24 protein-coding genes and 1 tRNA gene are annotated in these 21,921 nt (G+C 41.8%); 13 read left to right on the forward strand and 12 right to left on the reverse strand.

Translation table 11 applies throughout. The features are described from left to right. Positions 1-185 precede the first annotated feature (185 nt). Positions 186-383: a hypothetical protein gene (locus BUA53_RS16765; protein ID WP_072836552.1), complete on the forward strand. Its 198-nt coding sequence runs from the start codon at positions 186-188 to the stop codon at positions 381-383. Between the two features lie 24 nt (positions 384-407). On the opposite strand, the gene BUA53_RS16770 is transcribed toward BUA53_RS16765, so the two are convergent. Continuing rightward, entirely contained in the window at positions 408-1,340 is a 933-nt protein-coding gene (locus BUA53_RS16770) for a cation diffusion facilitator family transporter (protein ID WP_072836553.1), read from the reverse strand. Positions 1,341-1,680: 340 nt separating this feature from the next. Between BUA53_RS16770 and BUA53_RS16775 the strand changes: the two genes are divergently transcribed. Next, positions 1,681-2,343 (forward strand): sigma-70 family RNA polymerase sigma factor, encoded by a 663-nt coding sequence (locus BUA53_RS16775; RefSeq protein ID WP_175546103.1) that lies wholly within the window; start codon positions 1,681-1,683, stop codon positions 2,341-2,343. Between the two features lie 5 nt (positions 2,344-2,348). Further along, entirely contained in the window at positions 2,349-2,564 is a 216-nt protein-coding gene (locus BUA53_RS16780; protein WP_072836554.1) for a hypothetical protein, read from the forward strand. 11 nt (positions 2,565-2,575) lie between these two features. Here BUA53_RS16780 and BUA53_RS16785 read toward each other — a convergent pair whose 3' ends face one another. Next, positions 2,576-2,767, reverse strand: coding sequence for a hypothetical protein (locus BUA53_RS16785; RefSeq protein WP_072836555.1), 192 nt, complete (start codon positions 2,765-2,767; stop codon positions 2,576-2,578). 102 nt (positions 2,768-2,869) lie between these two features. On the opposite strand from BUA53_RS16785, the gene BUA53_RS16790 reads away from it, so the two are divergent. Further along, positions 2,870-3,319 (forward strand): rhodanese-like domain-containing protein, encoded by a 450-nt coding sequence (locus BUA53_RS16790; RefSeq protein WP_072836556.1) that lies wholly within the window; start codon positions 2,870-2,872, stop codon positions 3,317-3,319. A 2-nt stretch (positions 3,320-3,321) separates the two neighbouring features. On the opposite strand, the gene BUA53_RS16795 is transcribed toward BUA53_RS16790, so the two are convergent. Together BUA53_RS16795 and BUA53_RS16800 are read right to left on the reverse strand one after the other, a co-directional pair. Beyond that, positions 3,322-3,699, reverse strand: a complete 378-nt coding sequence (locus BUA53_RS16795; protein ID WP_072836557.1) for a hypothetical protein — start codon at positions 3,697-3,699, stop codon at positions 3,322-3,324. Between the two features lie 190 nt (positions 3,700-3,889). Further along, positions 3,890-4,312, reverse strand: a complete 423-nt coding sequence (locus BUA53_RS16800; RefSeq protein WP_072836558.1) for an SRPBCC domain-containing protein — start codon at positions 4,310-4,312, stop codon at positions 3,890-3,892. 192 nt (positions 4,313-4,504) lie between these two features. Between BUA53_RS16800 and BUA53_RS16805 the strand changes: the two genes are divergently transcribed. The 6 genes from BUA53_RS16805 (at position 4,505) to metH (ending at position 14,363) form a co-directional block, all read left to right on the forward strand. Further along, entirely contained in the window at positions 4,505-7,678 is a 3,174-nt protein-coding gene (locus BUA53_RS16805; protein ID WP_072836559.1) for an ATP-dependent helicase, read from the forward strand. A gap of 132 nt (positions 7,679-7,810) precedes the next feature. Continuing rightward, positions 7,811-9,196 (forward strand): Ig-like domain-containing domain, encoded by a 1,386-nt coding sequence (locus tag BUA53_RS16810; protein ID WP_072836560.1) that lies wholly within the window; start codon positions 7,811-7,813, stop codon positions 9,194-9,196. A 56-nt stretch (positions 9,197-9,252) separates the two neighbouring features. Then, the gene (recR, locus tag BUA53_RS16815; RefSeq protein ID WP_262494417.1) at positions 9,253-9,924 is read left to right on the forward strand and encodes a recombination mediator RecR; all 672 of its coding nucleotides are present in this window, start codon (positions 9,253-9,255) and stop codon (positions 9,922-9,924) included. A 226-nt stretch (positions 9,925-10,150) separates the two neighbouring features. Next, positions 10,151-11,158: a homocysteine S-methyltransferase family protein gene (locus BUA53_RS16820; protein ID WP_072836561.1), complete on the forward strand. Its 1,008-nt coding sequence runs from the start codon at positions 10,151-10,153 to the stop codon at positions 11,156-11,158. 65 nt (positions 11,159-11,223) lie between these two features. Further along, complete coding sequence (locus BUA53_RS16825; RefSeq protein ID WP_245793193.1) at positions 11,224-11,559, forward strand: GxxExxY protein; 336 nt, start codon at positions 11,224-11,226, stop codon at positions 11,557-11,559. 98 nt (positions 11,560-11,657) lie between these two features. Next, a complete protein-coding gene (gene metH, locus BUA53_RS16830) occupies positions 11,658-14,363 on the forward strand; it encodes a methionine synthase (RefSeq protein ID WP_072836562.1) in 2,706 nt (901 codons plus the stop codon). On the opposite strand, the gene BUA53_RS16835 is transcribed toward metH, so the two are convergent. The 5 genes from BUA53_RS16835 to BUA53_RS16855 form a co-directional block, all read right to left on the reverse strand. Further along, complete coding sequence (locus BUA53_RS16835; protein WP_217653019.1) at positions 14,355-15,500, reverse strand: serine hydrolase domain-containing protein; 1,146 nt, start codon at positions 15,498-15,500, stop codon at positions 14,355-14,357. The two genes, metH and BUA53_RS16835, sit on opposite strands and share 9 nt — an antisense overlap. Before the next feature lie 86 nt (positions 15,501-15,586). Beyond that, positions 15,587-16,198 (reverse strand): HAD family hydrolase, encoded by a 612-nt coding sequence (locus BUA53_RS16840; RefSeq protein WP_072836564.1) that lies wholly within the window; start codon positions 16,196-16,198, stop codon positions 15,587-15,589. A 10-nt stretch (positions 16,199-16,208) separates the two neighbouring features. Next, positions 16,209-16,829, reverse strand: a complete 621-nt coding sequence (locus tag BUA53_RS16845; protein WP_072836565.1) for an HAD family hydrolase — start codon at positions 16,827-16,829, stop codon at positions 16,209-16,211. After that, entirely contained in the window at positions 16,829-17,482 is a 654-nt protein-coding gene (locus BUA53_RS16850) for a tetratricopeptide repeat protein (protein ID WP_072836566.1), read from the reverse strand. Before BUA53_RS16850 ends, BUA53_RS16845 begins: the two co-directional genes overlap by 1 nt. A gap of 54 nt (positions 17,483-17,536) precedes the next feature. Then, positions 17,537-17,983: a VOC family protein gene (locus tag BUA53_RS16855; RefSeq protein ID WP_072836567.1), complete on the reverse strand. Its 447-nt coding sequence runs from the start codon at positions 17,981-17,983 to the stop codon at positions 17,537-17,539. 84 nt (positions 17,984-18,067) lie between these two features. Between BUA53_RS16855 and BUA53_RS16860 the strand changes: the two genes are divergently transcribed. Next, positions 18,068-18,139: transfer RNA gene (locus BUA53_RS16860), tRNA-Arg, on the forward strand. A gap of 534 nt (positions 18,140-18,673) precedes the next feature. Then, positions 18,674-19,495, forward strand: coding sequence for an SDR family oxidoreductase (locus BUA53_RS16865; RefSeq protein ID WP_072836568.1), 822 nt, complete (start codon positions 18,674-18,676; stop codon positions 19,493-19,495). Positions 19,496-19,613: 118 nt separating this feature from the next. On the opposite strand, the gene BUA53_RS16870 is transcribed toward BUA53_RS16865, so the two are convergent. From BUA53_RS16870 to BUA53_RS16880, 3 genes are read right to left on the reverse strand one after another with little or no spacing between them, the layout of a single operon-like run. Further along, complete coding sequence (locus BUA53_RS16870) at positions 19,614-20,195, reverse strand: YdeI/OmpD-associated family protein (protein WP_072836569.1); 582 nt, start codon at positions 20,193-20,195, stop codon at positions 19,614-19,616. Positions 20,196-20,228: 33 nt separating this feature from the next. Then, entirely contained in the window at positions 20,229-20,714 is a 486-nt protein-coding gene (locus BUA53_RS16875) for an SRPBCC family protein (protein WP_072836570.1), read from the reverse strand. Beyond that, positions 20,715-21,035 carry an ArsR/SmtB family transcription factor gene (locus tag BUA53_RS16880; RefSeq protein ID WP_072836571.1) on the reverse strand — a complete coding sequence of 107 codons (321 nt, stop codon included), beginning with the start codon at positions 21,033-21,035 and terminating at the stop codon, positions 20,715-20,717. Between the two features lie 277 nt (positions 21,036-21,312). Between BUA53_RS16880 and BUA53_RS16885 the strand changes: the two genes are divergently transcribed. Then, positions 21,313-21,834, forward strand: a complete 522-nt coding sequence (locus tag BUA53_RS16885; protein WP_072836572.1) for a DUF488 domain-containing protein — start codon at positions 21,313-21,315, stop codon at positions 21,832-21,834. Positions 21,835-21,921: the final 87 nt, after the last annotated feature.

Below are 21,921 nucleotides of genomic sequence, written 5' to 3' on the forward strand. Positions count from 1 at the left end.
AGGGGAAGAGAGGTTGAAAGGTTGAAAGGTTGAAAAGTTGATAAGTTGGAAGAGTACTTCAAATATCGAAGGCTTGGGTGGAATACTTTCTATAGCGATTATTTCTTAGGTCATTAAAGAAGAATACGCATGTACTACTCAATTAATAATGAATCATTGAATATATCCCAATAGTGGGATTTTTTATGAAAGCAAAATATACGATACTGCTGATAGCATTTGGGTTTTGCCTGGGATATGTGGGCGAGCAAATGCGTTTGATGCACTGGCAGGGATGGAATATTATTTCTTTAATGGCTACGATTCTAAAAGTAGTCGGCGTTCTTTGGTTTGCTTTTAAGATACTGAGCTATGATGGTTTCAGGCGCTTTATGGAAAAATAATTACCGTCATTTATAACACTGATACTATTGCTCTATTTTAATCTTGCCTGGAGCCTGTTCATAAAATTCGGGCTGTACCAATATATAGCGTACCAATGCGTATTCCTTTTTGATCATATCACGAATTCTCTCAATAGCTTCATTGATATCAGAGGTATCAAGGTTTTCATGAAAAGCAACAACGATCATTAATACGATCTCTTCGGGCGATTGGTAAGTGGATAAAATATGCAGCACTTTTTTCACATGAGGATCCTTTTCAATAAGCGCAGTGATCCTGGCCTGTGTATCAGGTGCTATACCTTCACCCATTAAAAGACTCCGCGATTCACGGGCAAGGATCAATGAAACAGCCACTAACAGGAGGCCAACGGTAACTGTAGCTATACCATCCAGGTAGGGTAGCTGGTAGCGATGCCCGAAGTAAACTGCTGCCAGTACAACCAGCAAACCAATCACCGCAGCACCATCTTCAAATAGTATGGTAAAACTGGTGGGGTCCTTACTGCGGTGAATGGCAGACCACATGGTTTCTTCTTTATGCTGTTTATTGAATTCTTTAAAAGCAATGAAAAGTGAACTGCCTTCGAATACAATTGAGATGATTAATACTACGTAACTCCAGGTAGGATCGCCCAGCGGTTCGGGATGGCGGATATGCTGGTATCCCTGGTAGATAGAGATGCCACCTCCCAGGCCAAATATGAGCAATGCCACAATAAAGGACCAGAAGTATAACTCTTTCCCATATCCGAATGGACGAAGGGCATCGGCAGGCTTTTTACTTAGCCTGATGCCATATAACAGTAACAATTCATTTATAGTATCAACTACCGAGTGCACTCCTTCGGCAATCATGGCCGAACTGTTGCTGATGGAGCCTGCAATGAACTTGGTGATAGCAATAAGTATGTTGGCTGCCAGTGCACTGTAAATAGACTTTTTAGATTTAGTCATAGTTCGATGGAGAGCATTGCAAATAATATTCCCTGTTAATGATGGGCTTTAATTACAGTTGAAAAAATACCAGGCATTTTTTGTAACCTTTTTGGTAGCTGGCTGCTCTATTCTAAAAATGGGTCATACAGCATTGGTAATGAAGAAGAATAAGTAAGATTTCAATTATTCATTTGCCCTGTATTTATAATTCGGTACCTAAGAATGACAGCGTATTAATGGTATGCGGAATCATTTAGGTTCAACGCTGCCGCCAGAAATCTGTCTTAAGTAAAGTAATTTTAAGTTACCTGCTGCGGGGAAACAGGCCATTTTAATTGTTCAATAATAAAAAATGCACATGCAAATGCTTCTCACATCCGGCCAGGATTCCGGTGAACAAGTTCTGATCCGGTCAATTATTGACGGGGAGACTGATTTGTTTGCTGAATTGATCAGGAAAAATAACGCGGGACTTTATAAAGTGGCAAGAAGTTATGGATTCAATCACCAGGATGCACAGGACCTGATGCAGGAAACCTATATCAGTGCCTACACAAAATTAGCCCAATTTGAAGGGCGCTCGTCTTTTAAGACATGGATCACCCGGATACTGATCCATAAATGCCTGTATAAAAAAACGTATGGTGCTTATAAAAGAGAGAGCAGCCAACCAGAGATCCAGGAAAATGCCCAGCCTATGCATTTAAACACAGTTTCCCCCGAGAAAGATCTTATGCGCAAAGAATTTGGAAGGGTGGTGGCTTATCACCTGGAACATTTGCCACTCATTTATAAAACCGTATTTATATTACGAGAGGTGGAAGGTTTTTCTGTGGCTGAAACCGCTGAACTTTTAGACATTTCGGCTGTTAGTGTAAAAGTGAGACTTAACAGGGCCAAAACAGTACTACAAAAAAGGCTGGAAGAAAGTTATAGTACAGCAGATATTTTTGAATTTAACCTGGTGTATTGTGACTGTATGGTCAATAAGGTTATGGAACAAATAAGGAATATTAAATAATTGCCATGGAAGAAATACAATTATCCCAAACAAGGGTGTTAGTCAATGACCGGTCGGTGCTTAAAATGAAATTGTTCACTGAGTCAACGCACAGCCTTGTAGAAACAAAGGTGAATGAATGGCTTCAGCATCATAGTGTTACGATAGCGCACATTGGACAATCGCAAAGTGAAAAAGGAGGTAAGTTCTTATTTACTATATCACTGTTCTATTACCCTTAATTGAAAAGTGCTTAATCTTCCGTTTTCTTAGTGTCATCTCTTTGGCCCCTGCGCTCTTCCCTTTCAAAGTTTTTAGGAATGGGTTCATGTTCATGCCCATTCATATCCTCTACTTCTTCAGGGTTGAAGGTATTTACGGCACCCATGCCCTCTGCTGGTGACTGTTCATTTGTAGAAGCGGGATTGTATATCTTTTCTTTCATACTAATATTTATTATTACAGGTGAAAAACCTGTGCCAACTTATAGGCCACAGGTTCGCAAATTTTAACGGTGCCTCAGCATTATCCTCATTAATTTTAGGCAATGAAATCATCACGGCCTTTCTATACATTGATCTTGTCCCTGGCATTCATTATTATTTCCATTACTGGTTTTGCCCAAAAGCCTGTGAACTGGACCCCGGATCATGTTATGCAGCCATCTGAACTGGCCCAAAAGTTAAATGACAGTTCAACCGCCTTGCCAGTAATAATCAGTGTAGGTCCGGGTGCACTAATACCTCATTCCATAGTAGTGGGACCGGTACAGGAGGAGGAAAACCTGGCCAAGCTGACCAACCAGCTAAAAGGACTGGACAGGAAAAAGGAAGTAGTGGTCTATTGTGGTTGCTGTCCTTATGAGCATTGCCCAAATGTGCGCCCTGCAGTGGCCTTATTGAAGGAACTTAAATTCACTAATTATAAATTGCTGGACCTGCCACATAATATGAAAACAGACTGGCTGGACAAAGGTTATCCGCGGGTGAAACTATAATGCTAATGTGACTGCTCCTTCATCCTGACAATAGTGATTTTGGATTGATCATCTCCTGTGATGATCATCGAGTCACTGGTAATGGCTTCCATAGAATAATTACGAATACCTCTTTTGGAAAAAATGGTATCGCCTACCAGTAAGTAATTGATGGTATCAGCGTCTTTTTTTGAACCTGCAGCCCGATGCACTGTTGTATCATTAATAAAAGAAAGGTATCTTTTAGTAGTATCCGTTCGGGCATTATACAAAGCCACTTCTTTTCCCGAAGAATCTTTTCCTTTCAATAAAATGATTTGCCACCTTCCCAGCAAGGAATCATTTTTTTTATGCAGGCAACCTGCCAGGAACAGGAGCACTAACAGGTAAACAGGCTTCATTCCATAATTATTTTAAGTCAATTAATAGGGAGGTTCTTTCAAGGAGTGGAAAGGAAATGTATATGACTGCCTAAGCATCAATCTTCGACGCACGAAACCAGCATGCACTGCAGGATAAATCTATTTCATTTTTTGTTAGCAATGGAAGGTGTGGTCAGAAAAAGTATTTGCTTCAGTGACAGCTGTTTTTTCAACAGTATTCCGCCAGCCATTTGATCTTTTGCAACATCATCTGGCAATTGCCTGAAACAAGTTTATATAAGCCTGGTGAAGGTAATTCCAGTTCCTGCGAAATGATGAGCCTGATGCCTCCTTCTTCCGGGGCCAATTCGTAAGAACAGGTTACTGGGGATTCAGCAAATTCAGGCAAGGCATATAAGGTATACTGCATGGAAATGCCCGGCACTACTTCCTGTACCGTGCCTTTGCTAACAGATTCCCGTATGCCGTTGCTTTCAATATCAAGTATAATAGGACTGCCTTTCATCCAATCGGAACGCAACTCTTCGTTAAACAGGAACTGTCGTGCATATTCAGAAGAGGTAAGCACTTTCCAGACCTTGGAAGGAAGCGCATGAATGATGAGGTCATGCTGAATTTTGTGTGTATGCATGTTGGTTGGTTAGTCGTTAAACGAATGATTTCGTCATTAAGTCTTAACAAACTGTGAAAGTGTTGACAACAGATGTTTTTCCCCATTGTCAATTTACCACAAATTATTCACCTTTTGGGTGGAGACAGGTTTGTAGTGTACAGGTTTTCCACAATGCTAAACATTATAGCAATTCACTGCTACCTTTGATACATGTCCTTACTGAAAGATAAACTGCTCCAAAACTTCAATGCTGAATACAATAAACTGAATGCGCAGCAAAAGCAGGCCGTAGACAAGATCTATGGGCCTGTGATGGTGGTAGCTGGTCCGGGAACGGGGAAGACCCAGATACTCAGTGTGCGTATAGGTAAGATTTTGCTTGAAACCGATGTGCTGCCCTCCAATATACTTTGCCTGACGTATACCGATGCGGGGGTTTTGGCAATGCGGAAGCGCTTACTTTCTTTGATAGGACCTGATGCGTACACCGTGCAGATCCACTCCTTTCATTCCTTCTGCAATATGGTGATCCAGCAGAACATGCATTTATTTCATAAAAAGGACCTGCAGCCCATCAATGAACTGGAACAGGTTCAATGCCTGGTAGAATTGATTGATTCGTTTGATAATACCAATCCTCTGAAGCGTTTTAAAACGGATGCCTATTTTGAGGCCAACTACCTGAAAGAACTGTTTGGAAGTATGAAGCGGGAAGGATGGACCCCCGAGTTCCTGTTGCAAAAGATTGATGACTATGTTGAAAACATCATTCCCGAGACTTTTTATAATAAAACAAAGTTCAAAAAGGGTATTGTAGAGTTAACGGTTGAGGGAAAAAAGGAAATAGAGAAGATGGTAATGCTAAAGGCGGCTGTGCAGGCCTTTCCTCAATACCAGCAAATATTGAAAGAAAAGCAGCGCTATGATTTTGATGATATGATCAACTGGGTGATAGCTGTATTTGAAAGCGACCCGGAAGTGCTGGCATCTTACCAGGAGCAGTACCAGTTCTTTTTGGTAGATGAATACCAGGATACCAGTGGAGCTCAAAACAAACTGGTGGAATTGCTTGTTAGCTATTGGCAGGAAGAAAGTCCTAATCTATTTGTGGTGGGTGATGATGACCAGAGCATCTACCGGTTCCAGGGGGCCAATATGGAAAACATGGTACAATTGGCGCGGAAATATGAAAAGGACCTGCTGCAGGTGGTGCTTACCCAAAACTACAGGAGTGTGCAGCCTATTCTTGATGCGGCCCATTCACTGATCCAAAACAATGTGCAGCGCCTGGTAAATGAATATAAAGACCTTGAGAAGATACTTACATCGGCCAACGAAGCACATAAGGACCTGCAGATTGCCCCTGTTATCCGGAGTGTAAACAATGAATTTGAAGAGAACATACTGATAGCAGAAGAGATCAGGGAATTAATAGCTGAAGGGGTAGAGCCGGGACGCATAGCTGTAATTTATAAGGAGCATAAGACAGGAGAAGAATTACAGAAATTCCTGCAATTGCAAAGCATACCTTATTATACACGCAAGTCGTTGAACTTACTGAAGGAACCCCTGGTAAAAAAGATATTATCGTACCCGCAATACATCATTGCAGAAAAGGAAATTCCCTTCAGCGGCGAATCTGTTCTATTTGAAATACTGCATCATAATTTTCACCACTTGCCCGCACTCAAGATTGCTACCATTTGCAATGAGGTGAATACCAATAAGCGGACAAAGAAGGAACCGGTATTTCTCAGGGATTACCTGGGCAGGCTGACCACTGCCAACCAGCAAAAGCTTTTCAGTGATGATGAAACCACGGACAGGTTTATACGCGTTCACCAGGTGCTGGAACAACTGATCTCAGCTTCTGAGAACCTTCCCTTGTTGAAATGGTTTGAATTGCTATTCAACGAAGCGGGCATTCTGTCTTATATCATGAAGCAGCCCGACAAGGCCTGGCTGATGAAATTGCTGAATGGGTTCTTCGATTTCCTGCAGGATGAATGCCGCCGCAATCCGGATATGGATTTGGAAGGGCTGTTGAAGCAAATTCACCTGCTTGAAGAAAATGGCATCTCAATACCATTGGTGCAAACTAGTGGTAATGAAAAAGGTGTGAACCTATTGACCTGTCATGGCAGTAAAGGATTGGAATATGAATATGTATTCTTTATTGGTTGTTATTCCAGTGTTTGGGAAACCAAAAGAAAATTCAGCCAGGGATATAAGCTGCCTCCCAATGTATTCAATAGTGAATCGCCTGAAGAGAAAGAAGAAGAATTGAGAAGACTATTCTTCGTGGCTGCCACCAGGGCCGAAAAATACTTATATATTTCTTTCCCTTCATTTACAAATGAGGGTAAAGCGCTGGAAGCTTCGCGTTTCATTGCTGAAATGAATTCCCTGGATCTGAAAGTGCAGCCTATAACAATAAATGAAGATACCAGGCTTGTATATTCTTCACTCCGGTATGGCCTTGTACAACAACCCGAGTTGGAAAAGGCGGAAAAGGATTTTATTGATAACCTGCTGGTCAATTTTAAAATGAATGTTACGGCACTTAATAACTACCTGGAGTGCCCGATTAAATTTTATTATAACAATCTTATACGGATACCTTCAGCCATCAGTGAAAGTGCGCAATTTGGTAGCAGCATGCACGATGCTTTGAATTTCTTCTATGTAAAGATGATGGAAGCAGGGCGGCAATATCCGGGAAAAGAAGTATTGATCAACCGTTTTCAGTGGCATATACATTTTAACCGGGAAGTGTTTACAAAGGAAAGCCTGTTGCGTTTTACAGAGTATGGGTCCAGGTGTTTATCAGCCTTCTACGACCAGTTCTTTGCTGGTGCTGGAGAGGAATTTGTACGCACAGAGGTGCCTATGGAGGCCGTTGTGGATCATGTGCCATTAAAGGGCTTTGCTGACAAATTGCAGTATTGGGGCAACGAAGTAATGATCACTGATTTTAAAACCGGGAGCCTTGAAAAAAGTAACCGGCGTTATGAATTTGTTGAACCAGGACATCCGCAAAAGCCGGAAGGTGGCAATTACTGGAGGCAGGCCGTATTTTATAAGATCCTGTTTGACCGGCAGAAGGCAAAAAACAAGGAATTAAGAGGCATCGAATTCCTGTTCATTGAGCCAAATGAAAAGAATGAATTTGACCATAAGAAAATAATTATCAGGCCAGACCATGAAGAGATAGTGCTTGACCAGGTACAGCAAAGCTGGGAACGCATACAGGCGCATGATTTTTACAAGGGCTGTGGCAAGCCGGAGTGCCACTGGTGCAATTTTGTAAAAGAACATAAGCTCTATGTTTCCCTTCATGAACTGAAAGAAGAAGAGGAGCTTACAGAATTCAGGGTTATGTAAGCCGCCCGATTAATTTACAGTTTACATGTTTGGGTCAGTATAAATATTTACTTGCAGCCTATCCAGCTTTTAAGGCTTTATTAGTAACAGCCTTTAAAGGATTTATGGGAAAGGTTTTATGTTTGCTTTTCAATGAGGCATGTTTTTCCAGTAGCTATATTGTTTTTTGTAGTTGTTGCCAGCCTGTTCGGTGGTTCCTGTGCCAATATTATTCCCCCGCAGGGAGGGCCCAGGGACTCAATTCCACCAGAATTATTGAGCGCCACACCCCGCGATTCTACATTGAATTTCCGATCTGACCGTATCACCCTTACTTTCAATGAATACGTAGACTTGCAGGATGTGCAGAACAACCTGCTTTTTGCGCCATTGTTTCAAAACAATCCAAGGGTGGATGTAAAAGGCAAAACAATCACTATTCATTTCAGGGATACGCTGGAACCCAATACTACCTATATATTTAATTTTGGTAATGCCATCAAGGATTTTAATGAGGGGAATGTGTTAAAGAACTATACCTATACTTTTTCAACAGGCCCGGTGTTGGATTCCCTGGAATTGAAAGGGAAAGTTCTGTTAGCGCAAACAGGCAAGACAGATTCCACCTTAATAGTTGTATTACATAAGAACCTCCAGGATTCGGCGGTGATGAAACAAAGGCCAATGTATGTGACAAAGGTGGATGCCAGTGGTAATTTTCGATTTCATAACCTGCCGCAAGGCACTTTTGCTGTTTATGCACTTAGTGATGCCGGAACAGGAAGGAAATATATCAATAAAACACAGTTATTTGCTTTTGCTGATTCTCCTGTTCATACCGGGGCTGCGGATACTGCACTGACATTATATGCCTATAGAGAAGTGCCGGTTGCAACACCTGTAGCTGCCAATCCTTTGGCCAGGGCAAGGGCTGAAAACCGCCTTATTTTTACTTCTGATGCTTCAGCCGGGCAGCAGGACCTGAATAAAGACCTCCTGATCAATTTTGGCACAGCTTTAAAAAGTTTCGACAGCACGAAGATTGCCCTGACAACGGATAGCAGCTTTAATCCTGTGACTTACACGGCAAGACTGGACAGTTCAGCTAAAGTACTAACCATTCATACCCCATGGAAGGAAGCTACCCGCTATAACCTGGTGCTGAATAAGGATTTTGCAGTTGATTCTGCTGGCAAAAAACTATTAAAAACGGATACGCTGACCTTTCTGACTAAATCACAGGCTGATTATGGCAATGTGAGTATACGCCTGCGTAATATTGACCTGGCAAGGAACCCCGTTTTGCTTTTTGTACAAAATGACCAGGTGATGTACTCAGCTCCTGTTAAATCAGGGACATTCAGTAAAAACAGTTTTGTACCGGGCGATTATGAACTTCGGATATTGTATGATATTAATGATAATGGAAAGTGGGATCCCGGGCAATTCTTTGGCACAAAAAGGCAACCTGAACTGGTAAAACCAATAGAACAGAAGATCACCATCAAGCCTAACTGGGATAATGAATTTGAAAGATGACCCTGTCTTTCTATTGGCCATTTTTACCCTGGATTTCTTAACAACAATTTGAACCTGTGAAGCAGGTTTTATACCGTCCTGCTGCCTCATTTTTAGTACCTTTATCACTTATGCAATTCTCTTCTTCACTCCTGGAAAATGCTGTCAATGAGTTCTCGAAGTTACCTGGCATTGGCAAGAAAACGGCATTACGGTTAGTGCTTCATTTGCTGAAAGAAGATGCGGAAGACGTGCAGCATTTTAGTGAAGTTATGAGCAGGATGCGCACGGAGATCAGGTTCTGCCAGCGCTGCCATAATGTAGCGGATGCCGATATATGTTCTATTTGTGCCAACAGTATGCGCAAGCAGGATGTGATTTGCGTGGTGGAGAATATCAGGGATGTGATAGCCCTGGAGAGCACCCAGCAATTCAGTGGCACCTATCATGTATTGGGAGGGGTAATTTCACCTCTTGATGGCGTAGGACCTAACCAGTTGAATATAGAGACCCTTGTGAACAGGGTGCATAAGGAAGAGACCCTCGAAGTGATCTTTGCACTTAGTCCTACCATACAGGGTGATACTACCATTTATTATATTCAAAAGAAACTGCCTGAAGGCACACGGGTTACCACCATTGCCAGGGGCATTGCCTTTGGTGGTGAGCTGGAATATGCTGATGAAATGACACTGGCACGCAGCCTGCAGAACCGCCTTCCCGTGGATAGTTATGTCTCCAGCCGGTAATTTTTCCTTTAACTTTTATTGATACAGGTAAAGTTTTTACCATTACGGGTTATATTTTTTACTTTTGCGCTTCACAGGCGGATTTGTTTATTGTTCGGCCTTAACAGAACTAATAAACGTAGAAACTCACTCTAAGGGATTCCTCGTTTATTAGCTACTCCATACAAACTGGTAAGAATAGAACAATGTAGGACCTGCATTTATTCTTTTGCTAAATAAATTCTTTATGAAAGATATCCGTGATTTACTGAATCATCGCATTTTGATCATTGATGGTGCTATGGGCACCATGATACAGCGTTATCACCTTAAAGAAGAAGATTACAGGGGTGAACGCTTTCAAAACTGGCCAAGTGATGTAAAAGGAAACAACGACCTTTTATGCCTGACACAGCCCCATATCATCCGTGAGATCCATGGTCATTACCTGGAGGCCGGCGCCGATATCATTGAGACCAATACTTTCAATGCAAACAAGATATCGCTTGCTGATTATGGCATGCAGGAACTTGCTTACGAGATCAATGTAGCTGCTGCCCGGATTGCCAAAGAAGCTACCCTGCTGGTAGGGTCTGGAGAAGAAAAATATGTGGCAGGTGCAATTGGTCCTTTGAATAAGACGCTTTCACTTTCCCCCGATGTGAACAATCCCGGGTACAGGGCGCTTACTTTTGATGAGGCTGTGGAAGCTTATTATGAACAGGTGAAAGGCCTTGTAGATGGCGGCGTTGACCTCTTATTGATAGAAACCATCTTTGATACCTTAAATGCAAAGGCTGCCATTTTCGCCATCAAAAAGTACTTCAGGGAGACCAATCAAAAAGAACTTCCTATTATGATCAGTGGCACTATTACTGATGCTTCAGGACGTACTTTAAGCGGACAAACATTGGAAGCTTTTTATACTTCCATACGTCATGCGCATCCATTGAGTGTGGGATTGAATTGTGCGTTGGGTGCTAAAGAGATGCGTCCTCATATTGAGGAGTTGAGCCAGATAGCTGAATGTTATACTTCTGCCTATCCGAATGCAGGCCTGCCAAATGCTATGGGTGAATATGATGAACAACCAGAGGAAACGGCTCACTTCATTGAAGACTGGGCTGAAGCCGGGTTTGTCAACATCGTTGGTGGCTGCTGTGGTACCACTCCTGATCATATCAGGCATATCGCGGAGCATGTGCGCAATATCAAACCAAGACCCTTGCCGGTGCTTGAAAAAGATCTGGTCTAATTAAGCAGCGGCCGCAAAGACACAAAGTCACAAAGAAACACAAAGAAGGAAATAAGAGATTATTAATGGATAAGGCAGAGAAAATATTCATTGAAAATGTTGGAAAAGAAATAGTTGATATTGCCTATCAATTGCATACAGCACTGGGTCCGGGTTTGTTGGAAAGTGTTTATGAAAAGTGTTTTTGTTATGAACTTACAAAAAGAGAATTAAGCTTCATCTCACAAAAGAAAGTCCCGATTGTCTATGATAATTTAATCTTTGAAGAAGGATTAAGATTGGATCTGTTAGTTGAAGATTGTGTTATTGTTGAATTGAAAGCACAGGAAAATTTTCATCCTGTTTGGGAAGCTCAATTATTAAGTTATTTGAAGCTTACCAACAACAATTGGGTTATTTAATAAATTTTAGCGTCCCACTAATTAAAGATGGCATTAAAAGAAGAATTCTCACTTTGTGAACCTTGGTGCCTTAGCGTCTTAGTGGCAAAATAAATAAAATGAGTGAACAGACTATTATCAAACCTTATCTGAAACTATCAGGGCTGGAGCCTTTGACCATCAGGCCCGAATCGAATTTTATCAATGTAGGTGAGCGAACGAATGTAACGGGATCTAAAAAGTTTGCCCGGTTGGTAAGGGAAAATAAATACGAGGAAGCCCTGTCCGTAGCACGCCAACAGGTGGAAAACGGGGCACAGGTACTTGATGTGAATATGGATGATGCCTTACTGGATGGTGTAAAGGCAATGACCACTTTTCTGAATCTTTTGCAGGCGGAGCCAGACATCGCCAAAATTCCTATCATGATCGATTCATCGAAGTTCGAGATCATTGAAGCAGGATTAAAATGTGTGCAGGGAAAATGTATTGTGAACTCCATATCCATGAAAGAGGGCGAAGCCAAATTCATTGAGCAGGCTTTCATCTGCCAGGCCTATGGAGCCGCTGTGGTAGTAATGGCATTTGACGAACAGGGCCAGGCCGATACCCTGGAAAGAAGGATCACTATCTGTGAGAAAGCCTATAAGATACTTACAGAGCAGGTGGGTTTTGAACCACAGGATATCATTTTCGATCCCAACATTTTTGCTATTGCAACGGGCATTGAAGAACATAATAACTACGCTGTTGATTTCATAGAAGCCACACGCATTATCAAACAGAAAATGCCGTTGGTGAAGGTGAGTGGGGGTGTAAGTAACGTGTCTTTTTCCTTTAGGGGCAATGACCATGTACGTGAAGCCATACATGCAGTATTCCTTTACCATGCTATCAGGGCAGGTATGGATATGGGTATTGTGAATGCGGGACAACTGGTGGTCTATGACGAGATAGAGCCACAGCTAAAGGAACTCTGTGAAGATGTGATACTGAACCGCAGGCCAGATGCCACTGAAAGACTGGTGAACTTTGCAGAAACTGTAAAGGCCAAAGGAAAAGAAGGAGAGGCCAGGGATGAAAGCTGGCGTAATAGTTCAGTGGAGGAACGCCTGAAGCACGCGTTGGTCAATGGTATTACCGACTATATTGATGCCGATACAGAGGAGGCAAGGATAAAATATCCAAAGCCTTTGGATGTTATTGAAGGGCCGCTGATGGCAGGTATGGATGTGGTAGGTGACTTGTTTGGCAGTGGTAAGATGTTCCTGCCACAGGTAGTGAAAAGTGCCAGGGTCATGAAAAAATCAGTGGCCATATTGACACCATATATTGAAGCTGAAAAGGAGGAAAGACTTAAAGCGCATTTGGCTGCTGGCACAAAGGCAGATGAAGTGGCCGGAGCTGCTAAAGTTTTAATGGCAACAGTGAAAGGAGATGTGCACGATATAGGAAAAAACATTGTAGGGGTGGTGTTAGGTTGTAATGGATATGAAGTGATAGACCTGGGTGTAATGGTGCCTGCTGATAAAATACTTGAAACGGCGCAAAAAGAGAATGTTGATATCATAGGCTTGAGTGGATTGATCACTCCTTCCCTTGATGAGATGGTGCACGTGGCACGGGAGATGAAGCGGCGAAATATGAAACAGCCATTGCTGATTGGTGGGGCTACCACTTCACGTACACATACAGCCGTAAAGATCGCACCTGAATATGATAACGGTGTAGTGTATGTGCTTGATGCTTCAAGGAGTGTAACCGTAGTAAGTAACCTGCTGAACAAAGAAGGCAAAGAGGGGTTTTTGCAACAAACAGGTACAGAATACAACGCCCTCAGGGAACAATTCCTGAATAAGCAGAAAGCCAAAGTATTGATCCCTTATGAACAGGCAGTGGCCAGTAAGGAAACATTTGACTGGGAAAGTTATCAACCTGTAAAGCCACAGGTTGATGGAGTTAAAGTATTAAGGAATTATGACCTCGCCTCAATAGCCCGGTATATTGACTGGGGTCCTTTCTTTATTGGATGGGAAATGCCGGGAAGATTTCCTGAAGTATTGAATGATGAAAAATTTGGAAAAGAAGCTACCCGCCTGTACAATGATGCCATGAAAATGGTTGATAGGATCGTGGCAGAAAATTGGTTTATTGCTAATGGGGTAATAGGTTTCTGGCCTGCCACTTCTAATAATAGGGATAGCATCACTGTGCAAACTGACAAAGGAACTGTACAACTGGAATCTCTACGCCAGCAATCCAAAAAAGCTGCAGGTCAACCTAGTTACTCATTAGCAGATTTTATTTCGCCAAAAGGGGATGATTATATGGGTGCTTTTGCAGTGTCCATTCATGGTGCCCGTGAACATATCGATCGGTTTGCATCGCAGCACGATGAGTATAATAAGATATTGGTACAGATACTGGCCGATCGTTTTGTAGAAGCATTTGCGGAATGCCTGCATGAGCAGGTGAGGAAAGAATATTGGGGATATGAAAAAAATGAATCATTGACCAGTGAGCAATTAATCAAAGAACAATATAAAGGCATCAGGCCCGCGCCAGGTTATCCTGCGTGTCCTGACCATACGGAAAAATGGAAATTGTTTGATTTGCTGAATGCCACTGAGAATGCAGGTATCACCCTTACAGAAAGCCTGGCTATGGATCCACCCGCTTCGGTTTGCGGATGGTATTTCGCTCATCCCTCAAGCCATTATTTTGGACTTGGAAAGATCGGTAGAGATCAACTTGAAGATTATGCTTCTCGCAAAGGGCTGTCTATTGAAGAAGCTGAAAGATGGCTGCGTCCTGTGTTAGAATGAGGAAAGTTTGTTGCCAAGGTTATAGATAAATTCATTGGCATACATACTAGGGTGATACCAATACCTTCCTAATCTCACAATGACCACATGGCTGTTAGGATTGATGTAAATAAACTGGTTGAGTAAACCTTCTGCATTAAAGGCATCAGTACGGTAGCGAACCTGGTAGCCTTTTGCTGTTTTGTTTACCTGGTCTGAATGAGGGGTTTGTCTTCGAAACTGATCAGCTGACAAAGAGTCCTTGAAGTAAATGCTGCTTAATTCGCTCCACCATTGATTCTTGTAACCGCCGGCTTGCTCCATACTATCCGCATTATTCACCCTGGACACCCAGGAGGGACTCAATATCTGCTTCCCCTGCCATTGTCCTTTTTGAATAAATAGTTGTCCTAGTTTGGCAAAATCCCGGGCGGTCGCATTCAATCCTGCAAAAGCTATTTCCTGCTTGTGCCTTTTGCTATCCACATTCCAATTGGCTTCAAATTCTGCTCCCAGTGGTTGCCAAAGGGTTTCCTGCAGGTAAGGTGCCACCTTTTTCCCTGTGGCCCTTTGTACAGCAATGGCCAGTAATTCGGTATTGATGCTCTGGTACCTGAATTTTTTACCTGGCTCCATATCAATTTTTACTTTCAGCACATGCCTAAAAATATTAGGTCTAAAACCCAGTTTAATCGCATCATCTTTCAGGCCATAAGAGCCTTCATTAAAATGTAAACCACTTTTCATATCCAGCAGGTGCTGCAAGGTTATCCTTTCATAACGCTGGTCTTTTTGATAAAGCTCGGGGATATACTTTGTTATTGGGTCCTGGAGCGAGTTGATCTTTCCTTCCATTAGTGCTACAGCTACAAGTGTGGATACAAATGATTTAGCTACTGAGAAAGAAGGAAGCTTTGATTGCTGTGTGAAGCCATTAAAATAGCGCTCATAAATGATGCTGTCATTCTTTATAACAAGGAAGGCGGCAGTGTGTGATTTGGGTAAGCTAGTGTCAAGGTATTTTTTTATATCACGGTAGCGGTTTTCAGTTGTGTCTTGTTTAAAATAATAGGGTGTAGTTGATGGAGCTATAGAAACATAAGGCATGCGTTGAGGATCTGTCAGCTCGAACTTGCGCACCTTATAGGCCCTGATCATATAGCAGGATGAGCAGTTCAGCAAAAGAAGGAAGCACAAAATCCTCACCATATGCAGTGTTTAGCTGTAAGATAATGCCGGGTGCTTTAAATAAGGCCCCGGGCTTCCAAATCTTTTCTTAATTGTGCAGGGCTTTCAAAACGGACTGCCTGGATACCCAGGTCTTCAGCCGCCTTTACATTTCGAAGGTTATCATCAATGAATAATGTACGTTCGGGCTTCAGGTCAAACCGGTTAAGTGTTAACTGGTAAAATTCTGGAAAAGGTTTGCGCATTTTTTCATCACCACTTACTACACGTCCATCAAACCAATGCAGGAAATCATAACGCTCCAGGGCTATTGGAAATAGTTCGCCACTCCAGTTGGTTAGTGCATATAAACGATACTTCCCCGATTGTTTCAGATCCCTGAAAATATCCACCGTTTCATGAATGGGTCCACCTAACATTTCTTCCCAGCGTCCATAGAAAGCCTCAATGTATTCCTTCCATTCGGGGTGAAGGTCTACCAATAGTTCGGTACCTTCTTTTAATGAACGCCCGCCATCCTGCTCTTCATTCCATTGAGGAGTGCATATATTTTCAAAGAAGTGTTTCTTTTTTTCTTTATCATCAAATAAGTTGTCAAATAGATAGGAGGGATTCCAATCGATGAGAACTCCACCGAGATCAAAAATGATTGCTTCTGTAGTTTGCATGGTTAGTGGTTTATAAAATACCTAAGTTTTCCAGGTCTTTTCTCAATTGTTCAGGATTGCTGAATTGTATTCCTTTGATCCCCAGTTTTTCAGCTGTGAGAATGTTTTCCTTTTTATCATCAATGAATACAGCCTGTCCAGGAGTTATTTTGTATTTATCGAGTAAATGCAGGTAGATGTCTTCACCAGGCTTGGTTTTCTTCACAGCGCCACTCACCACTTTTCCATCAAACAATTGTATAAAAGGAAAATCATCAAGCGTTTTGTTAAACAATTCAGCATTCCAGTTGGTTAATGCGTAGAGTTTATATCCTTTGGATTTTAATTCACGGAGTATTTCTACAGATCCATCAATTGTCCCCATGAACATTTCCTTCCACCGGGCATAAAAAGCCCTGATGGCATGCTCCCATTCAGGGTATTCTTTTACTTTTTCTTCTGTTGCTTCCGCTGGCGGTGTGCCTGCATCCTGGGCATTATGCCATTCAGGCGTACATATATTTTCAAGGAAGAAATCCCTATCTTCTTTTTTATGAAATATCTTATCAAACAGGTAGGAAGGACTCCAATCCACCAAGACGTTGCCCAGGTCGAAGATAATAGTATCGATGTTCGATAAGGTTTGATTCATTAGCCGGGAATCCTTGATATGTATTTTTCAATTTGTTTGATCTGGTCAACGATCTGGGGAGTTGTAGGCTTCAGCGCCTTAGCCTTGCGGAAAAAATCTTTTGCTGCCCGGAATTCTCTTTTATTCATCATGAGGCTGCACATCTGCAGGTACGCGGCTGCATGGTTCTCTTTATCAGGCAAACCCTTACGAAGCGCCTGGCGAATATAACTTTCAGCGCCTCTCATGTCATTCTTTTGCATGGCAAGCATACCCATTTGCAACATGCTTGCGCCTTCAGCTTCCTTCATGGGCATGCCCAGGTCAAGACCTTTCTTCATGTTCACTTCTGCCGAGTCGAAGTCCTGCTTCATCATGGCAATATTTCCCTTTAAGGTGTAATAAACAGAGCGAATGGGCTTATAGAGCAGGTTGGGGAATTGAATGGAATTGATCACTTTTTCAGCTTCTTCCATATTGCCGCTTTCCATATGTTCCTGTATCAATCGAAGCGGGCCAAAAAAGAAATGCCCGGCAATAAGGATTAACCCTACCAGGTATAATGGAAATACGGGCCAGAAGCCACTAATAGTAAGGTTCATGGCCAGGCCGGCCACTATCAGCACCAATCCAATATATAAGCGATATTTAATCAGTATATTATAAAATTTCATATATTATTATTGAGGGCTGCAAAGATAAGAGTAAAGCAGAAAGAGAGATGCAGCTTATTGCCTTGCATCATTTACTTCTATCCAGTATCCGTCAGGGTCTTTGAAATAGATCTGCAGAACCCCATCCACCCGATGGGTAACAGCTCCGGTAGTTCCTGCCCAATCTTCAAAGGGAACTCCGGCATCTTTTAGTCGTTTAATAAACTGCTCAACAGAAGGAACGGTAAAGCAGATATGGCTGTTCTTGTCATGATTTTCGGGTGTTTTAGCTCCCTGGATAAGGTGAAGGTGGGTTTTGTCCCCTATAGAGAGCCAGGTATGCTTGCCATCATGGAAAGGTTCAGGGATAGTGTCCAAACCAATGACCTGGGTATAAAAAGCGGTGCTTTTTTGAAGGTCATATATGTAATGAGCTATATGGTTGAGTGTAGGCTTTTGGGCTATTGAGGTAGAAATGCCCAGTATAAAAAGTAAAGCAAATAGTGACAGGATCTTTTTCATAAGTCTTGTTGATTCTGTAAATTAAGTTTTTGCAATGATTGTTTTGATTTATAATGCCTTGAACCATTATTTTTGCGCTTCTTTGGCCCGGTAGTTCAATGGATAGAATAGAAGTTTCCTAAACTTTAGATACAAGTTCGATTCTTGTCCGGGCTACAAATTTAAAAAGTCGAACATATTATGCTCGGCTTTTTTCGTTCTTGTGCCATTGTTTATAAAAAGATTGAACCTGGTTAATCTGTTCTTAAACTTTCATGCCGACAATAATCAAAAATATAAGATCATGCTTTACTTAAGGTAGTAGAGGAGCGATTGGAAGCGAGTGATAAGTTTTACATTTATCTTTTCATTAGGAGTATGATCATCATACATGGAGTTCAAAAACTGTTAAACACTTCCAGGTTAAACCCTGCTTTATATATTAGTGGAGCATCTGAGAATCAACAACTGCATAGTTGGTATGCAAGGTTACTAGCCACCGGAATTACAGGAAAGTTAATGGTGATGTATGTGCACCACTGAATTGACGCTGGGAGCATTGTCTAAAATAACGGGCACTATGGCCCTCATCAAATTGTAGGTGAATGATAGGCAAGACCTCAGACGAAATTAAAAACCCCTTCGCCGTTCCCTGTATTTTCAGTTAAATAAATACAGTAAAGAAATAATTATGATCAAAAAAGAAATGCTATGAACCAGGTAATTGTTGTGATTGGCGCCGGTTCCATTGGACAGGCAATCGCCCGCAGAGTGAGTGCAGGTAAACAAGTGCTGCTGGCAGACCTTCGCCAGGAGAATGCTGATGCCGCAGCTAAAACACTGGACGATGCCGGGTTCAAAACATCGACTGCCATTGTTGATGTATCATCACGTACTTCTGTCCAGGCGCTTGTAAAACAAGCAACAACCCTGGGAGAGGTCTTTGGCGTTATTCATGCCGCCGGTGTTTCTCCTTCACAGGCTTCACCAGAGATAATACTTAAAGTTGACCTGTATGGCACAGCGCTGGTGCTGGAAGAATTTGGAAAGGTCATCTCAACTGGTGGTTCCTGTGTAGTCATTGCCTCACAATCCGGGCATCGTTTGCCACCTCTTTCAATTGAGCAAAGCAAAGCCCTGGCGATTACACCTGTGGAAGAATTATTAAAGCTTCCATTTCTTCAACCTGGCCAGGTAACTGATAGTTTACATGCTTATCAACTTTCTAAACGTGGGAATTCATTAAGAGTAATGGCAGAGGCGGTGCGTTGGGGCAAACGTGGGGCAAGAGTGAATACAATTAGCCCGGGTATCATTATTACACCGCTTGCTAATGATGAACTAAAGGGGCCACGTGGTGAGGGTTATCGAAAAATGATAGAATCTTCTGTTGCAAAAAGGGCAGGCACCCCTGACGAAGTAGGTAATTTAGCGGCCTTGCTAATGGGGCCTGATGGCGCATTTATTACCGGAAGTGATTTTTTAATGGATGGGGGTGTAACAGCGACCTATTGGTATGGTGAACAAGCTTAGAACAAATAAAAGATCATGAAACTTGTTATTATAATTGATGCTGGTGGCCTGGCTGGCCTTTAATACGGGAGGAAAGATGCTGCATATGACAGCTCGTTAACCTGCCACTCAATTAAGGTTAATCATCAATTCCTTTTCCATCAAGGATTTTCGGGACATACTTTTCGATCCTCGAAACACGGGTCTGGGATTGTTTGGCCTGCCCAAAATAAAACAAATACGATCTTTGTCTTCCTGGCGTTAAAGCATAGAAGGCATTATGTAAATCTTTGTCTTCCTTTAGCTTGATTGCCAATTCTTCGGGAAAAGAAAAGTCTTTCGTTTCTTTTAAACTCACTTTCTTGCCAGAGCGTTGAATGGCTACGGCTTCTTTGATATAATCTTTAATGATAGCTTTCTGTTGTTTGATCTGGTTAATTCCTGTAAACCTGATCTGGCGGGCAGACTGAACATTTTCAGTTTGCTGAATTAAAATGCCTTCAGGATCTTTAAGCAAAGCTCCTTTGTGAAACAGCAAGGCACAGTAGTCTTTAAATCCGTGTATGAGTACAACATTCTTGCCTTGCAGCGTATAACATGGGTGCATCCACTTATAGTCTTCGGTAAGGTCTTTATTATCAAGGATGATTTCCCTCAAAAGGGTCATTTCCTGTTTCCAATTTAAAGACTTTTCTAAAAACTGGTCTACTTTATTGTTCATCGTGCATCATTTAAGAACTTCTAAACTAAATTATCACATCGACCCAGTGCCATTAACCAATAGTTGGTGTGCCATTTCCTGCAAACGGTTATGCGCCATATTGATTCCCTGGGCAAAGGGCATTTGAAGCAACTGATCGCGGTAAGCAACTGACTTAAATACAATTTGCATTATTAGTTTGCTTGTGCTCTCGTCCAATTTTTCAAATGTTATAAATTCCAGTTGAACTGGAAAAGGACTGTTTTCCATTTGAAATGTCCTTGTTATTTTTTCATTAGGGACAAATTCCAGTATGGTACCGTTTGCACTGAAAACCACTTTTCCATTATGAGAAGTTTCAAATTGCCAGCTGCCATGTTTCCTGTTTTCTAATTTCAGCACTTTTGTGCCCATCCACTTTTCGATTATCTCCGGATCTTCATAGGCTTTGAATAACAGATCCAGCGGCAGATCAAATTCCCGGGTAATAAAGAGTTCCTGTTTTCCTTCTATGGCTTCGATCCTGGTTTTTGTTTCCATTTACTTGTTTTTATATTTTTTCATTACAGTTTCTAATTTATTAAATCGCTCATCCCACATCTTTCGAAAGGGGTCAATGAATGCAGCTATCTCTTTCATTTTTGTAGCATCCAGGCAGTAATATATTTCTCTTCCGTTGTGTTCCTGTACCAGCAATTCGCATTCTGTCAATATTTGTAAATGTTTGGAAACTGTTGGCCTTGCCGTATCAAAGTTTGATGCTATTGCGCCTGCAGTCATTGATTGGCTTGCTACCAATAATAATATCGCCCTTCTTGTAGGGTCAGCAATTGCCTGGAAAACATCTCGTCTCATGTTCATTGAGAAGCCATTTGACTACAAATATAAGTGTAGCTATTTAACTACGCAAATTTTTTGTTCCCCCTAAAATCATTCTTATTGTGAATGATAATTGGAAAAATATAAACAAGACATCTGTTTGTAAGGGCACTCCTGTGCAAATACGTTGTAGATATTGATAGCATAGGAAGCTTGTTCTTACAGGATCATATGGGCACCAGGATGTAAGTTCAGTTCACGTCAACAGTTGTAACTTGTATGACGCAACATTTGTTGCGAAGGATGTTGAATAAAGAAAATGCAATTAACTGAAAATACCATCTGGACTATTGGTCATTCAACAAGGACAATCGAAGAATTTATAGAAATGCTTCAGTCATTTTCCATTACACAGCTTGTTGATGTTCGGCGTTTCCCTGGTTCACGCAAATATCCGCAATACAATAAAGAGCTTCTTGAGCACGAATTATCAAAGGCCTTTATCAGTTATGTACATATAGAGTCATTGGGCGGAAGAAGAAAGGCAAAACCTGATTCAATGCATACTGCCTGGCGCCATCCAGCTTTCAGAGGTTATGCAGATTACATGGAAACTTCAGCTTTTAAGAAAGGAATATTATTTCTCGAGCAACTGGCCAGGCAACAAAGGACTGCTTATATGTGCTCTGAGGCTGTTTGGTGGCGTTGTCACCGGTCGATGATCTCGGACTTTCTGAAAAACAAAGGCTGGATGGTGCAACATATTATGGCAGCTGGAAAAGCAACAGAACACCCATTTACCGCTCCCGCCAAAATAATCAATGGCGAATTGACATACTAGGTAATATTTACCCTAAAAGCTGACAGGGATAGAAATTGTAATGGCACAAAAAATTTGAAGTGTCTTCCCAATGACAAACATGTATTT

Origin of the sequence: Flavisolibacter ginsengisoli DSM 18119, assembly GCF_900129295.1 — a bacterium.
Lineage (GTDB): Bacteria > Bacteroidota > Bacteroidia > Chitinophagales > Chitinophagaceae > Flavisolibacter > Flavisolibacter ginsengisoli.